We start from the raw sequence: 13,739 nt of genomic DNA on the forward strand, positions 1-13,739 counted from the left end.
AACGGTGTTTCCTGGGATTTCGCCACGATCCCGTGGTCACGGGAACACCGCGGGGGCCGCGCATGTTGTAGGCGATACACAGCGCTCGGATGGATTTCCATCGCGTGAGCAGGCCCTATGGAGACGTGAAGGAGATGCCGGTGCCCGTGCTGCTCGACGATCGTCCGGTATGGACCCAGGTGTCACCGACGGAAGGCGGATTCCCGGTCGATATGCCGTTGCCGGTAGATTTGGCAGGTACGGCAATCGAAGGGACAGGTGTGACGAGCGACGATGACGTGGTGGCCGACGATGTCGCCGCCGTCGACGATGCCGAACTGGCACAGCGGTTCGAGCGGGACGCGCTGCCCCTGCTCGACCAGCTCTACGGCGCCGCGCTGCGCATGACCAGGAACCCGGCGGACGCCGAGGATCTGGTCCAGGAGACCTACGTCAAGGCGTATCAGGGGTTCAAGTCGTTCCGGGAAGGCACCAACCTCCGTGCCTGGCTGTACCGGATCCTGACCAACACCTACATCAACTCCTACCGCAAGAAGCAGCGCCAGCCCGCGCAGTACCCGACCGACGAGATCACCGACTGGCAGTTGGCCGCGACCGCAGAGCACACTTCGCAGGGCCTGCGCTCCGCCGAGGTCGAGGCGCTGGACGCGTTGCCGGACGACGACATCAAGGCGGCATTGCAAGAACTGCCGGAGGAATTCCGGATGGCGGTGTACTACGCGGATGTCGAGGGTTTCCCGTATAAGGAAATCGCCGACATCATGGGCACCCCCATCGGTACGGTGATGTCCCGGCTCCACCGCGGCCGGAAACAACTCAAGGGTTTGCTCGCCGATGTGGCGCGCGAGCGTGGATTCAACCGTTCGGGGGAACGCCAGGAGGTCAACCAGTGAGCCAGGACCCGGATATGGAGCTCGACTGCACGGCGGTTCTGGCCGACGTGTGGTTGATGCTGGACGGGGAGTGCGATGAAGCGACCCGGGCCCGGTTGCAGCACCACATGGAGCACTGCAGTCCGTGTATCGAGGCCTACGGCATCGAGGAGAAGATCAAAGGTCTGCTCAGTCGCAAGTGCGGCGGTGACCGCGCGCCCGAGTCGCTGCGCGAACGCCTGACCGTCGAACTGCGCCGGGCGTTCAGCGCCACCGAGGCTTCCGTCGAGACCTCCGACTAGCCGGTCGCAAACGCCGAGCGGCACGCCTTCCTGTGGAAGTGCGTGCCGCTTCGTGTTTGCGGGCCGAGCGTGCGCTCAGGCGTTGGGCCGCTTGCCGTGGTTGGCCGCGTTTCCCTTGCGACTACGCTTCTTACGTCCGCGCTTACCCATGAGTAGTCTCCCTTCTGGTTGAAGGCCATTGTTTCATGTGTGGTTGGCTGTACCGTCAGCGGATACTGGGCAACGAGTGAATGGGGTGCCATGGCTGAGGAAGTGCTCGCGGAGCTGGTGTCGGTCGTCTACCAGGTGGTCGTCGAGGAGGGCGACGAGGTCCAGGAGGGCGATACGCTGGTGATCCTCGAGTCGATGAAGATGGAGATTCCGGTGGTCGCGGAGTCCAGCGGCACGGTGACCTCGGTCGGCGTCAAGGAAGGCGACGCGATCAAGGCCGGCCATCTCATCGCGGTCATTTCCTGATCGATTCCGGCGGTAGATCTTCATGGCGACACTGAGCGAGTTGCTGGCCGAGCACACCGACCTACCCGGCGTCGCTGTTGACCATTTGCAGCGGGTGGTGGGCGATTGGCAGCTGCTGGCCGATCTGTCCTTCGCCGACCTGCTGTTGTGGGTCGGTGCGGGCCCGGTGACCGAGGGCGCGGATATCGTGTGCGTCGCGCAGTGCCGCCCGACCACCGCCCCCACCGTGCACCAGGAGGACCTGGTCGGCACGGTCGCCCGGCGGGCCGACTATCCGCAGGTGTTGCAAGCGCTGATGACCGGCGAGACCGTGCGCGCCGACAGCGAGGTCGAGGCATCCGGCGTGTATCACCCGCATCCGATGCACGCGATCCGGGAGGCGATCCCGGTGCGCTGCGGTGACGACGTGATCGCCGTGCTCAGCCGGGATACCGATATGCAACGTCCCCGGGTGCGCAGCCAACTGGAGACCGCCTATGTGGCATGTGCGGACGACCTGTGCCAGATGATCGCCGACGGCACCTTCCCGACCACCGAGGACCGCGCGGCCACCCATTCCAGCCCGCGCGCGGGGGATGGTTTCATCCGGCTCGACACCGAAGGCATCGTCGTCTACGCCAGCCCGAACGCCCTGTCGGCCTACCACCGAATGGGCTTGCAGGCCGATCTGGCCGGACAGGATCTCGCCGTCACCACCCGCTCCCTGATCACCGACCCGTTCGACGCGCAAGAGGTGGTCGGCGACATCCAGGCCGCGCTGGCCGGCCGGACCGGGCGGCGCATGGAGGTCGAGGCGCGCGGCGCGACCGTGCTGCTGCGCACGCTCGTGTTGCGCCCGCACGGTGAACTGGCCGGCGCCGCCGTGCTCGTTCGCGACGTCACCGAGGTCAAGCGGCGCGATCGCGCCCTGCTCAGCAAAGACGCCACCATCCGGGAGATCCATCACCGGGTGAAGAACAACCTGCAAACCGTCGCCGCCCTGCTTCGCCTGCAAGCCCGCCGCACCGAGAACGAGGAGGCGCAGGTCGCGCTCACCGAGTCGGTGCGCAGGGTGACCTCGATCGCGTCCGTGCACGAAATGCTGTCCATGTCGGTGGACGAGGAGGTCGACCTGGACGAGGTCGTCGACCGGCTGCTGCCGATCATGGCCGACGTCGCCACCGTGCACACCACGCGCATCAAAGTGCGCCGCGCCGGCTCGCTCGGCGTCTTCTCCGCCGAACGCGCGACTCCGCTGGTGATGGTGCTGACCGAACTGGTGCAGAACGCCATCGAGCACGCCTTCGATTCCGGCGAAAACGGCACGGTGACAATCCGTTCCGAGCGTTCCGCCCGCTGGCTGGACGTGATCATCAGCGACGACGGGCGCGGCCTTCCACCGGGTTTCAGCCTGGACTCCTCCGACCGCCTCGGCCTCCAAATCGTCCGCACCCTGGTCACCGCCGAACTCGGCGGCTCCATCGGCCTGCATCCTGGCGCCGACATCGGCACCGATGCCGTGCTCCGCGTCCCTCTGGGGCGCCGCTCGGGCCGTTGATTTTGGCAGCGCCTGCGGCGCTGCGTGTTCGCGGCCCGGCTCGCGTCCGAGCGACCGCCGCTTGCGACTTCGTCGCTTGCACGTCGGCCACTCGGACGCCAGCCGGGCCGCGAACTGGTAATGCTTGGTCTCGCTTCGCTCGAAAGCGGGGGTTGGGCCGGTGTGGTTGCGTGGGACGGTAGCCGCACGACCCGGGTGTCGCGGTGTCTTGGTGGCGGGGGATCAGGCCGGTGCTGAACATGCAGCGCCGCAATACAACTCGGCACAACTCGGCCCGAGATACAAAAGAGCCCGGCACCTGTAGGTGCCGGGCTGAAAATGCTTACCGGGCCGGGCTGCTGAATGGCCCGGTAAGGCGGTTCGTCTTAAACGACGGTGCGGGTGCGGGTGCGCGCGTTCCGGCGCTTCAGCGCCCGGCGCTCGTCCTCGCTCATACCACCCCACACGCCGGCGTCTTGTCCGGACTTCAGGGCCCAGGACAGGCAGTCGGCGGTTACGGGGCAGCGAGCGCAGACCAGCTTGGCATCGGCAATCTGCGCGAGCGCCGGACCACTGTTACCCACCGGGAAAAACAGCTCGGGGTCCTCATCGCGACAGATGGCCTTGTGGCGCCAGTCCATTCCTCTGCTCCTTTGCTGGGCGCCGCACAGGGCGCCTATGGTTTCTGGTTCGTTCACTTGTGCGACTCGAATGTTTCCGCACGGTTGCTTGTGAATGCTTTCACGAACACCGTAGATGTCAATAGGCACGCGGTGCACCGTGGGGAAGGTCACGCTCCAAAGGCCCCCGCACGGGGAGCCTGCCCGGTCCTTTGTACTCGCTCCACCTGGTTTTCGCAGCACAACCGCGATGTTTTTCGCGGCGTTTCGTGCTCAGTGCGGCTGTGGTGCGACCACGGCGAGGACGTCGGGCACCGCGGTGAAATCCACCACGTTGCGCTTGCCGATGAAGTCGCCATCGATTTGCAGGCCGATGGGTTCTTTGGACTCGATTCGTACGGTGGGAACGTCGTCTTCTCGAAATAAATTGCGGGACTTGGGGTTTCCGTTGGGCATGAGAAGTTGACGCGCGAGCAGCAGCGTCGGGAGTACTGCCATGGATCGCACGGCAAACACGCCGAGCCCCGTTTCGAAGCGGGTTCCGGGGTTGGTGTGCACCGGCGTGGCGTTCAAGTAGGTCCAGGGTGTGGTGTTCGTAACGAAGGCGAAATGCACGCCATCGACCGGCTCGCGGCCGGGAATTTCGACCCGAACGCTCGGTTCCAAGCGTTTTGCCCGGAAAAATTGTCGCACAGTTGTTCGAAGATAACGGGCGGGGGTGGCGGTGCGGCCGCGCGCGCGGCTGGCATCGATCGCCTCACACACATCGGCGTCCAACCCGACGCCCGCGCTGAAACAGAACCAGCGGTCGTCCGCCGTGCCGAGGCCGATGCGGCGATCCGAGTCCACCGTGAGCAGGTCGATGAGCTGGTTGGTTGCGGTCACCGGGTCCGGCGAGATGCCGAGCGCCCTGGCGAAGACGTTCGCCGAGCCGCCGGGGATCACGCCCAAGCGCGGCAGCCAGGCCTGGCCGTCGTCCAGTTCGGGCAGCGGAAGGAAGCCGTTGATGGTCTCGTTGACCGTCCCATCGCCACCGTGCACGACGATCAGATCCATCTCATTGGTTGCCGCCCACTGCGCCAGTTCCGCCGCGTGGCCGCGGTGCTGGGTGTGCGCAACGGTCAGCTGGGTGCGGCTCTCCAACGCGTGCGCCAGCAGGTCCCGGGTCGCCGGCGTAGTCGAGGTGGCATTCGGGTTCACGATCAGCAGCGTCCGCACGTTCGCAGCCTAGTTGGCCGCTGACCCGGGCCGGAAAAGCGGCGAGCGACGCCCGGGTGGGACCCGGCCATCGGTCTACGCCAGGGACGAGTCCTGGTCCTCCGGGTCGTAGGCTTGCCGCGTGAGGGAGCGGAGCGAGCGAACCATCGACACAGCGCGGGGTCGGCGAGTGAGCCCAGGACACAGCGCGCGGGCGCGCAGCAGGCAGGGGAGTGCCGGGGAGGGGTGGTCGTGAGCGCCAAGGGTGCGGGTTCGGCGGCGGTGCCGACGACGGTCCGTGCGGCCGGAGGGTTGGTGACGCTCGAAGGGGTGGTCGCCGTGGTGGTCGCGGTCGTGCTGATCGTGCGCGGGCTGCTCGGTCACGACCAGACCGCGACCAGCGGCTACGGCACGGCAGCCTGGTTCGGCATCCTCGGCGGCGCGGTACTGGCCGCGGGCGCCGGGCTGCTGCTCGGGAAACGCTGGGGCCGCGCCATCGCCGTCATCGCGCAATTGCTGTTGCTCCCGGTGACCTGGTCGCTGCTCACCGACTCCAACCAGCCGGTCTACGGCACGCTGCTCGGGCTGGTCGCGGTGACCACGCTCGTGCTGCTGTTCGCCCCGCCGTCCACGCGCTGGATGGCGCAGGACTACGGGGTGGAACCGGAGTAGGTCTCGGCCGCTTCGCGCAGCGCCGCACGGCACAGCTGGTCGGCGAGCCTGGTGGTTTCCGGCAGCCGGTAGCGCGGGGTCGAGGCGAGCACCTGCGCGCAGGCGGTGTCGAGGTCGATGCGGTGGCCGACGGAGACGAAGACCGGTTTGACGCCGGTTCTGGTGCGGAGCGCGCGCCCGACCACCTCGCGGTCGATGGTGATATCGGTGGCCGCGCCACGTTGCGGGCCCGGTTCGGCGTAGTCGCCCCAGACGGTTTTCGCCACGCCGATCGTCGGTATCCCGGTGAGCAGTCCGAGGTGGCAGGCGAGGCCGAAGCGGCGCGGGTGGGCGAGTCCCTGTCCGTCGCAGATCAGCAGATCCGGTGCGGGGTCGAGCTTTTCGAGCGCGGCGAGAGTGGTCGGGATCTCGCGGAAAGCGAGCAGGCCGGGTACGTAGGGGAAGGCGGCGACGCCGTGCGCGACGGCGGACGATACCGGGCGCAGTGTGGCGGCGTCCAAGACGACGACCGCGGCGGCCACGGCGCCGGTGTCGTGGTAGGCGGAGTCGAGTCCGGCCACCGTGCGGAACCGGGTTTCAGGCGGCGTCACCGGATCGACCAGCGGCCGCAGATCGTCCTGCATCGCCATCGCCGCCTCGGCGGTGGTCGGCCAGGACGCTCGGTCGACCCGCGCGAGCCAGGACATCCGCATTACCGCGCCTCGGCGACCAGCTTGCCGAGCGCCTGGCCCGCCAGCCGGTAGCCGACCCATTCGTCCTGGGCCACGGCGCCGATCGACTCGTAGAAGTCGATGGAGGGCTGGTTCCAGGTCAGCACCGACCAGGCGACGCGGCTGTAGCCCTTGTCCACCGCCTCCTTCGCCAGCGCGGTGAGCAGCGCCTTGCCGTAGCCCTTGCCCCTGGTCTCCGGCTTGACGTACAGGTCCTCCAGGTAGATGCCGTGCACGCCGTCCCAGGTGGAGAAGTTGAGAAACCAGATGGCACAGCCGAGCAGACCCGTCTCGTCCGCCACCACGTGCGCGAACACCTTCGGCTCCGGCCCGAACAGCGCGGTATGCAACTGCTCGGCCGTCACCGAGCACTCATGTCGCGCTTTCTCGTACTCGGCCAGGTCGTAGACCAGGTCCACCAGCGCGGGCACGTCGGAGGGGACGGCGCGGCGCAAGACCGCGTCGCCGAGATCCACGGCGTTCGGATCGGTCGCGCTGAGGTCGGTCGCGGTGCGCTCGGCCACGCGGGGCTTGGCGGCGCCAGGATCGATCGCGCTGGGTTCCGTCGCGTTGAGTTCGCCCGGATCGGTTGCGTCCGGATCGGTCGCACCGCTTGCGGGGTCGGCGGTTCGGGTCACAGTGATGCTCCGTTGGGTACCAGGTTGTGCGCGTGGATGGTGCGCGCGTCGTGTTCGTAGCCGAGGACGGTCAGCGCGCCGGTCGACATGGCGAAACGGCGGCCCTCCCTGACCTCGAATTCAGCCCAGCGGGCGATCAGCGCGCGGGAGAAGTGGCCGTGCCCCACCAGCACGATATCCCGCTCGGAAAGCACGGGCTCGACGGTGGCCAGTGCCCGGTCGGCCCGCGCGCGGACCTGATCCGCGGTCTCGCCGTCGGGAACCTCGCCGGTCCAGATGGTCCAGCCCGGCGCGGACTCGCGGATCTGCGGGGTGGTCAGGCCCTCGTAGGCGCCGTAATCCCATTCGGCGAGGTCATTGTCGATCACCGCGTCGGTGAGCCGGGCCAGCTCCGCGGTGCGGACCGCGCGTTGCCGAGGGCTGGTGTGCACCAGCGGATTTCGCAGCTTCAGTGCGGTGAGCAGGAGTCCGGCGGCCTCGGCCTGCCGCTCGCCGTGCTCGGTGAGCGGCAGATCGGTGCGACCGGTGTGGCGCCGCTCGCGGGACCAGGCCGTTTCGCCGTGCCGGAGCAGAACCAGTCGGGCGCCATCATGTACGGACATGCCTCCCATCATGGCCACGACCGCGCGGCACCGCCCGCACCGGGTCGGGTCACGCCGGGATCGGCTCTCCGAGTTCGAGCACTACCAGCGGCATCGGACGCGTGATCTTGGACTGGAAGTCCGCGAGCAACGGATTGTTCGCCAGCACCCAGCCTGCGAACTCCTCGTACTCGGCACCCTCCAGCGCTCGGGCCGTGCCCTGGTAGGTGGTCGAACCCAACTCGATGGTGACGCGAGAATCGGCTTTGACGTTGTGGTACCAGGCCGGGTACTTGTCTTCGATGAACGAACTCACGTACAAGGTCTCGCCACGCCGCAGCAGGCCGAGCGGGACCACGTGCCGCTTACCGCTCTTGGCCCCGGTAGTGGTGAGCAGCAACAGTTCACCGCCCTCGTAGGCGCCGCCGACCTTGCCACTGTTGTCGCGGAACTCTTGGATCACACCGTCGTTCCAGTGGGTGATCTCTTCGTCGGTGTATTCCTGGTTCCACGGCGCGTCCGGATCGTCATAGGACGTGATGGCGGACTTGGATTCCTCTGCGGCGGATTCGCTTTCGCTCATGGCCGCAGTATGCCGGAGGGCACCGACAAGTTCGGGTGGTCTGCCGAGCGGGTCGATGGTGCGGCGGCGTATGCCGGGCCACCCATGGGAAACACCAGCAGCGGCCAGCCCTGCGGAGCGAACCGAGACCGATGTCCCGTTCGCAGCCGGCTCGCGTCCGAGCGGGCACCGCGTCCGCGACGTTCAGCCGAGGGCGTGCAGCTCTCCGTCGCGGAGTTCGAGCACGGTGTTACCCAGCACCGCAAGGGAAATGGGCCTGCCGGTGTAGCCCGGCCGCTCCACCGGGATGCGCCCGACTTCGGCGCCTGTGGCCGGGTCGAGGACGGCCAGCGCGCCGGAGGTGGGCAGCAGCAGTCTGCCCGCCATCAGCGCGGGCGCGCCGAGGGCGGCGCCCGAGGTCCACATCGGGTCGAATGTGCTGCCGTTCAAGGCGATCACGCTGTTGCCGGTGAAGACCAGGTAGGCCGATCCGATCCGGGTGGCCATGGTGTCCGGGCTCAGTGGCGCGGAAAGCTGATGCGTCACAATGGGATTGCCGTTTCCGTCGTAGACGGCCAGGCGCGGTGGCACGAATTCCGCGCCCGCGGTGGTACCCGGGACGTACAGCACGATCCGGCTGTCGGACACCGCGACCACCGTCGCATCGGCGGAATCCATTCCGGGTCCGGTCAATACGTGGGAGCCGTACTCCTCGGGGACCGTGTTGTCCTTCGGAGCCGGGTTGAGCACGGTGAGCCGGTTGGCGGGGTCGGCGACCGCCGATTGGCCTCCGGGGCAGCGTTCCAGCACGGCGAGGCGGGACGGACTGGAACTCGACGACAGCAGTGTGCAGCCTTTGCGCGGCTGGGTCTTCACGTTCACCGGCGCGTCGACGAAGCCGTACTCCACGGTGCGCACCAGGTCCGAGCGCCACATCTCCAGCCGCCGCGGCCCCTGCGCGAGGACGTAGGTGCCGTCGACCGACAGCCGCACGGTGGAATCCATGTAACTGCTGCGCGCGGTGCGCCGGTCGCCGCTGTCCCCGGCGAGCAGCGTGGTCTGGCTGCACCCGCGGTCGTCGCGGTACACCGCGACGACCATGCCGTACTGTCCCTCGATCCCGCACAGCGGCATGTCGCGCCGGTACTTCCACAGCTGAGCGCCGGTGCTCGGATCGCGGCCGGTGACGGTGTCGTCGTCGCCGGTCACCACGACACCGCCGGACACGAGCGCTCGCGCGCTCGCGCGGTCCGGCGCGTGCCACAGTTCGCGCAGCGAGGTCGGCAGCCGATCGGCCGCGACCGGGGTGGGTACCGTGGTCGCCGCGGTCACCGATTCGGTGCCGTGCGCGTCCCCGCGTACCCAGACCACGACCCCCGCGACCATCACGACAACCGCGATCGCCACGGCGGAGATGATGTCGGCGCGTGTCCGCCGCTCGGGTGCGAGCACGAGTGCGAGACTAGCGGATCAGAACGGTCAAGCCGACGCGGCGGCGGCGGGCTCGGCCGCGCTCTCGGTGCCGTCGGCCGCCGCTTCGCCTTCCCCGGACCTGCGCCGCCTGCGCCGACGACGGGCGGGCCGGTCGACCGAACCGGTCTCGTCGGCATCGCTCTCGGGCGAGGCGTCGGAGTCTTCGGTGCCTGCTTCGCCGGTCGCGGCTGGGTCCGCCGCGTCACCGGCCGATTTGCGCCGCCTGCGCCTGCGTCGTGCGGGCCGGTCGGCCGTGTCGGCATCGGTCTGCGCGGCGTCCTGAGCGTCGTCTCCGGTGGAGTCGGCGTCGCCCTCGTCGGTGGTGGCGATGTCCGGCGTGCCGTCGATCGGCTGCCCGCCACGGGTGCGCCTGCGGTTGCGCTTGCGCGGGGCGCGGGCCGGGCGCTCGACCACGACCGCGTCCGGCTCGCGCTCCGGCTTCGGCTTGCGGATCGCACTGGCCGCGTCCTCGGGGATGCCGAGATCGGTGTACAGGTGCGGCGAGCGCGAATACGTCTCGACCGGATCGGGAATGCCGAGCCCGAGCGCGCTGTTGATCGCCGACCAGCGGTTGAGCTCGTCCCAGTCGATCAGGGTCACCGCGACGCCGGTGCGCCCGGCTCGACCGGTGCGGCCGATCCGGTGCACGTAGGTCTTCTCGTCCTCCGGGCACTGGTAGTTGACGACGTGCGTGACGTCGTCGATGTCGATGCCGCGCGCCGCGACGTCGGTCGCGACGAGCACGTCGATGCTGCCCTTGCGGAACTTGGTCAGCGCCTTCTCGCGGGCGATCTGCCCGAGGTCGCCGTGCACCGCGCCGACCGCGAACCCGCGCTCGGCCAGCTCGTCGGCCACCTTCTGCGCCGTGCGCTTGGTGCGCGTGAAGATCATCGTGGCGCCGCGGCTCTCGGCTTGCAGGATCCGCGCGATCAGCTCGCCCTTGTCCAGCGCGTGGGCGCGGTAGACGAACTGGGCGGTGCGGTCGTGCACGGCGGAATCGTGCGGTTCCTCCGCCCGGATGTGCGTCGGGCGGGTCAGGAACGTGCGGGCCAGCGTGATGATCGGGCCGGGCATGGTCGCCGAGAACAACATGGTCTGGCGCTTGTCCGGGACCATGCCGAGAATGCGCTCGATGTCCGGGAGGAAGCCCAAGTCGAGCATCTCGTCGGCTTCGTCGAGCACGAGCACGCCGATCTTGCCGAGGATCAGGTGCTGCTGGTCGGCGAGGTCGAGTAGTCGGCCCGGCGTGCCGACCACCACGTCCACGCCCGCCCGCAGCGCCCCGATCTGCGCTTCGTAGGGGCGGCCGCCGTAGATGGATGCGACACGCAGCGGGCCCTGGTGGTTGGTCAGGTATTTGCTCGCGTTCTCCAAGTCTTGGGTGACCTGGAGGCACAGCTCCCTGGTCGGCACGATGACCAACGCGCGCGGCGTGCCGTCCAGCGGCGTGGTGCCGGATTCCGCGGTCGCGATCCGGTGCAGCAGCGGCACGCCGAATCCGAAGGTTTTACCCATACCGGTGCGGGCCTGGCCGATGAGATCCTCGCCGGCGAGCGCCAGCGGAAGGGTCAGTTCTTGAATGGCGAAAGTACGTTCGATGCCGATCTCGCCGAGTGCGCGGACGATTTCCGCGCGCACGCCCAATTCGGCGAAAGTCGGGGCGGTATGCGTTGCGTCCAGTTCGGCCGTCAACAGGGTGTCCGCCAGTCCCGGTTCCTGATCGACTGTGATCTTGCTCAGGTTCGTGCCTTCCTCGTAATCACGTCCCGCACGCACGAGGTGGGGCGGACCGGGCGGTCCGCGATGACCACGACTCCGCAAGCGATACTCACCCGGCCACGCTCCGGATGCCGGGCGCCTGCCAAAAAACGGCGGCTACCTCGCAAGACATCGGCGCGGCGCAATGGTGACGCGGAACTGGTGCGCGCACATTTTCTTGTCCAACGAAAACCTCGCACCCGAAACCCGTCAGCGGTCCCAGCGGCCTCCCCGCGGGCTCGCATGAGCGCGGCGTCCGGCAACTCTGTCGAGCGAAACTTTCCGTTGTCCACGGTGATTGTAGCGTGATATTGTGCGCCGCTCGAATTGCCACCACGGCGCGCTATCGAAAAAGGTGGAAACCGGCAGTGCGCTTTCGCCGCACCGGGTGCCGACGTACGCTGCGCGACATGGCAATTCATCCCGCGCGGCAAATCTGGACCACACTCGAACCGCTACACGACGTCGTCTATTTCGGAACCGGCGTCAAGGAGGCGGGCGTCGGCATCGGGTTGCGCGGTTACTGGCAGACCTACTTCGCGTTTCGCGCCGCTCCGCTCGGCGCGGTGACGCCGGCGGCGGTGCAGGCGGTCTTCGCCGGATTCCATCCCGACATGGTGCGTCGGGCGTTGCCGGAGGCATGGGAGCGGGCCACGCCGCAGCGGTGTCTGGCGGCCCGGCTGGAGCTGGTCGCCGGGCTGCTGCGCGGGATCGGCGCGGATGACGCGGTGTGCGCCCGTGCCGTCGAACTGCTCGCTCCGGTGCAGCGCGCGGCCGACCCGACCGGCCGGGCGCTGTTCGCCGCGAACGCGGCCTTGCCGCTGCCCGCCGACCCGGTGGCCGCGCTCTGGCAGCTGACCACCTCGCTGCGCGAGCATCGCGGTGACGGCCATGTCGCCGCGTTGGTCACCCACCGCCTGACCGGTCGCCAGGCGCTGGTCGCGCAGGTGGCGGCGGGTAAAGCGCCGGAATCGGTGATGCGGCCCGCGCGCGGGGTGTCGGAAGCGGAATGGGCGGAGGCCTTCGACGAGTTGCGGGCCAGGGGTGTGGTGGACGGAGAGCCGGTCGATCCGACGCTCACCGCCAGCGGAGCCGAGTTGCTGGAACGGGTGGAGGCCGACACCGACGAGGCCGCGTGGACGGGCGCGCTCGCGATGTTGCCTGCCGGTGCGATGGCCGAGCTGATCACGTCGCTCGAGCCGCTGGTGCGCAGCGTGCGGGAAGCTGTGGTTCCGCCGCTCAACCCCGTCGGCATGGGACAGCGATAGACGTGGAACCGGGACTTGCCTGTTACCGTCGGTACCGCCATGTGAGACATTCGTTGTCGTGAGCCTTGCCGACACTGTCTCCCTTGCCGCGCGCAACGCGTGGGCGCTGACCTTCGGCTCCGGCATCGAGGCGCCGGACCCCACTCCTTCGACGGTGCTGTGGGATCAGCCGCACCGGCAACTGCGGCGCTTCGAGCGCGCGGACGGCATTGCGGTGGAAGCGGATTCGGCCGTGTTGCTGGTTCCTCCGCTCGCCGCGCCCGCCACCTGTTTCGACCTGCGTCCCGACCAGAGCCTGGCGCGGTTCCTGCTGGAGATCGGTCACGGTCCATACGTCATCGACTACGGCGAGATCACCTTCGCCGACCGGCGCATGGGTTTCGAGGACTGGATCGACGACATCCTCCCCGAGGCGGTGCTGCGCACCAGCGCCGACCGCGACGGACGTCCCGTCGACCTGGTCGGCTGGTCGATCGGCGGCACGCTGGCCCTGCTGACCGCGGCGGCGCACCCCGAGCTGCCGATCCGGTCCATCACGGCGGTCGGCTCGCCCCTGGACTACGACCGGATGACCGGCGTCCCGCAGCTGCGCGCGGTCGCGAAACTCACCGGCGGCCGGGTCACCTCGACCGTCATCCGCGCGACCGGCGGTGTCCCCGCGGCGCTGACCCGGATCGGCTACAAGATCACCGCCTGGGACCGCGAGCTGACCAGGCCGTGGTTCGTCGCGAGCAATATCGCCCGCACCGAGGCGCTGGCCAAGATGGAGTCGATCGATCGCTTCATGGCCGAGATGCCTGGCTATCCCGGTCGCTTCTACGGCCAGCTGTGGAACCGGTTGATTCTCGGCAACGACATCGGACGCGGCGTCGTCCGGCTCGGCGAGCGGAGCATCGAGCTGGCGCGGGTGACCGCGCCGGTCCTGCTGGTCGGCGGACCCGCCGATGTGATCACCCCGGCCGCCGCCGTCGAGGCGGGCACTCGCACCCTCACGGGGGCGGCGCTGGTTCGCTACGAATCCGCGCCGGGCAGCCACTTGGGGATCCTGGCCGGACCGGCCGCGCGCGACACGACATGGAGCTATCTGGAGAAGTTCCTGGCCGAGACCGCGTAA

General features: G+C 68.6%; 16 protein-coding genes. 7 read left to right on the forward strand and 9 right to left on the reverse strand.

The genetic code is table 11. The features are described from left to right. The first annotated feature begins 212 nt into the window (after positions 1-212). Both ACWPXK_RS08910 and rsrA read left to right on the forward strand, forming a co-directional pair. Positions 213-893 (forward strand): sigma-70 family RNA polymerase sigma factor, encoded by a 681-nt coding sequence (locus tag ACWPXK_RS08910; RefSeq protein WP_454196395.1) that lies wholly within the window; start codon positions 213-215, stop codon positions 891-893. Between the two features lie 14 nt (positions 894-907). After that, entirely contained in the window at positions 908-1,174 is a 267-nt protein-coding gene (gene rsrA, locus ACWPXK_RS08915; RefSeq protein WP_454196396.1) for a mycothiol system anti-sigma-R factor, read from the forward strand. A 75-nt stretch (positions 1,175-1,249) separates the two neighbouring features. Here rsrA and ACWPXK_RS08920 read toward each other — a convergent pair whose 3' ends face one another. Beyond that, positions 1,250-1,324 carry a 50S ribosomal protein bL37 gene (locus ACWPXK_RS08920; RefSeq protein WP_022597109.1) on the reverse strand — a complete coding sequence of 25 codons (75 nt, stop codon included), beginning with the start codon at positions 1,322-1,324 and terminating at the stop codon, positions 1,250-1,252. 90 nt (positions 1,325-1,414) lie between these two features. Between ACWPXK_RS08920 and ACWPXK_RS08925 the strand changes: the two genes are divergently transcribed. Further along, entirely contained in the window at positions 1,415-1,630 is a 216-nt protein-coding gene (locus ACWPXK_RS08925) for a biotin/lipoyl-binding carrier protein (protein ID WP_043730715.1), read from the forward strand. A 22-nt stretch (positions 1,631-1,652) separates the two neighbouring features. Beyond that, positions 1,653-3,167 carry a sensor histidine kinase gene (locus ACWPXK_RS08930; RefSeq protein ID WP_454195588.1) on the forward strand — a complete coding sequence of 505 codons (1,515 nt, stop codon included), beginning with the start codon at positions 1,653-1,655 and terminating at the stop codon, positions 3,165-3,167. A gap of 365 nt (positions 3,168-3,532) precedes the next feature. Here ACWPXK_RS08930 and ACWPXK_RS08935 read toward each other — a convergent pair whose 3' ends face one another. Next, positions 3,533-3,787 (reverse strand): WhiB family transcriptional regulator, encoded by a 255-nt coding sequence (locus ACWPXK_RS08935; protein ID WP_011211115.1) that lies wholly within the window; start codon positions 3,785-3,787, stop codon positions 3,533-3,535. Between the two features lie 252 nt (positions 3,788-4,039). Continuing rightward, positions 4,040-4,984 (reverse strand): diacylglycerol/lipid kinase family protein, encoded by a 945-nt coding sequence (locus ACWPXK_RS08940; protein WP_454195589.1) that lies wholly within the window; start codon positions 4,982-4,984, stop codon positions 4,040-4,042. A gap of 225 nt (positions 4,985-5,209) precedes the next feature. Here ACWPXK_RS08940 and ACWPXK_RS08945 point away from each other — a divergent pair, with 225 nt between their 5' ends. Next, positions 5,210-5,635, forward strand: coding sequence for a hypothetical protein (locus tag ACWPXK_RS08945; protein WP_454195590.1), 426 nt, complete (start codon positions 5,210-5,212; stop codon positions 5,633-5,635). Here ACWPXK_RS08945 and ACWPXK_RS08950 read toward each other — a convergent pair. The 6 genes from ACWPXK_RS08950 to ACWPXK_RS08975 all read right to left on the reverse strand — a co-directional run bounded on the left by ACWPXK_RS08950 (position 5,614) and on the right by ACWPXK_RS08975 (position 11,306). Continuing rightward, entirely contained in the window at positions 5,614-6,327 is a 714-nt protein-coding gene (locus ACWPXK_RS08950) for an endonuclease V (protein ID WP_454195591.1), read from the reverse strand. The two genes, ACWPXK_RS08945 and ACWPXK_RS08950, sit on opposite strands and share 22 nt — an antisense overlap. Beyond that, positions 6,327-6,821, reverse strand: a complete 495-nt coding sequence (locus ACWPXK_RS08955) for an N-acetyltransferase family protein (RefSeq protein WP_454196397.1) — start codon at positions 6,819-6,821, stop codon at positions 6,327-6,329. The genes ACWPXK_RS08950 and ACWPXK_RS08955 overlap by 1 nt, the downstream gene beginning before the upstream one ends. Before the next feature lie 158 nt (positions 6,822-6,979). Next, complete coding sequence (locus tag ACWPXK_RS08960; RefSeq protein WP_454195592.1) at positions 6,980-7,585, reverse strand: acid phosphatase; 606 nt, start codon at positions 7,583-7,585, stop codon at positions 6,980-6,982. Between the two features lie 49 nt (positions 7,586-7,634). Continuing rightward, positions 7,635-8,147 carry a nitroreductase/quinone reductase family protein gene (locus tag ACWPXK_RS08965; RefSeq protein WP_454195593.1) on the reverse strand — a complete coding sequence of 171 codons (513 nt, stop codon included), beginning with the start codon at positions 8,145-8,147 and terminating at the stop codon, positions 7,635-7,637. 183 nt (positions 8,148-8,330) lie between these two features. Then, positions 8,331-9,578, reverse strand: a complete 1,248-nt coding sequence (locus ACWPXK_RS08970) for an Rv3212 family protein (protein ID WP_454195594.1) — start codon at positions 9,576-9,578, stop codon at positions 8,331-8,333. 27 nt (positions 9,579-9,605) lie between these two features. Further along, on the reverse strand, positions 9,606-11,306 hold the full coding sequence (locus tag ACWPXK_RS08975; RefSeq protein ID WP_454196398.1) for a DEAD/DEAH box helicase: 1,701 nt from the start codon (positions 11,304-11,306) through the stop codon (positions 9,606-9,608). Between the two features lie 461 nt (positions 11,307-11,767). Between ACWPXK_RS08975 and ACWPXK_RS08980 the strand changes: the two genes are divergently transcribed. Together ACWPXK_RS08980 and ACWPXK_RS08985 are read left to right on the forward strand one after the other, a co-directional pair. Next, entirely contained in the window at positions 11,768-12,625 is an 858-nt protein-coding gene (locus ACWPXK_RS08980) for an SCO6745 family protein (RefSeq protein WP_454195595.1), read from the forward strand. A 58-nt stretch (positions 12,626-12,683) separates the two neighbouring features. Further along, positions 12,684-13,739, forward strand: coding sequence for an alpha/beta hydrolase (locus ACWPXK_RS08985; protein WP_454195596.1), 1,056 nt, complete (start codon positions 12,684-12,686; stop codon positions 13,737-13,739).

This window comes from Nocardia sp. Marseille-Q1738, assembly GCF_965283145.1.

What these genes read in the sequence shown, in the direction of transcription:
- ACWPXK_RS08910 (WP_454196395.1), top strand. Translation starts at nt 213, where the DNA reads ATGCCGTTGCCGGTAGATTTGGCAGGTACGGCAATCGAAGGGACAGGT.
- rsrA (WP_454196396.1), top strand. Translation starts at nt 908, where the DNA reads ATGGAGCTCGACTGCACGGCGGTTCTGGCCGACGTGTGGTTGATGCTG.
- ACWPXK_RS08925 (WP_043730715.1), top strand. Translation starts at nt 1,415, where the DNA reads ATGGCTGAGGAAGTGCTCGCGGAGCTGGTGTCGGTCGTCTACCAGGTG.
- ACWPXK_RS08930 (WP_454195588.1), top strand. Translation starts at nt 1,653, where the DNA reads ATGGCGACACTGAGCGAGTTGCTGGCCGAGCACACCGACCTACCCGGC.
- ACWPXK_RS08935 (WP_011211115.1), bottom strand. Translation starts at nt 3,787, where the DNA reads ATGGACTGGCGCCACAAGGCCATCTGTCGCGATGAGGACCCCGAGCTG.
- ACWPXK_RS08950 (WP_454195591.1), bottom strand. Translation starts at nt 6,327, where the DNA reads ATGCGGATGTCCTGGCTCGCGCGGGTCGACCGAGCGTCCTGGCCGACC.
- ACWPXK_RS08960 (WP_454195592.1), bottom strand. Translation starts at nt 7,585, where the DNA reads ATGTCCGTACATGATGGCGCCCGACTGGTTCTGCTCCGGCACGGCGAA.
- ACWPXK_RS08965 (WP_454195593.1), bottom strand. Translation starts at nt 8,147, where the DNA reads ATGAGCGAAAGCGAATCCGCCGCAGAGGAATCCAAGTCCGCCATCACG.
- ACWPXK_RS08980 (WP_454195595.1), top strand. Translation starts at nt 11,768, where the DNA reads ATGGCAATTCATCCCGCGCGGCAAATCTGGACCACACTCGAACCGCTA.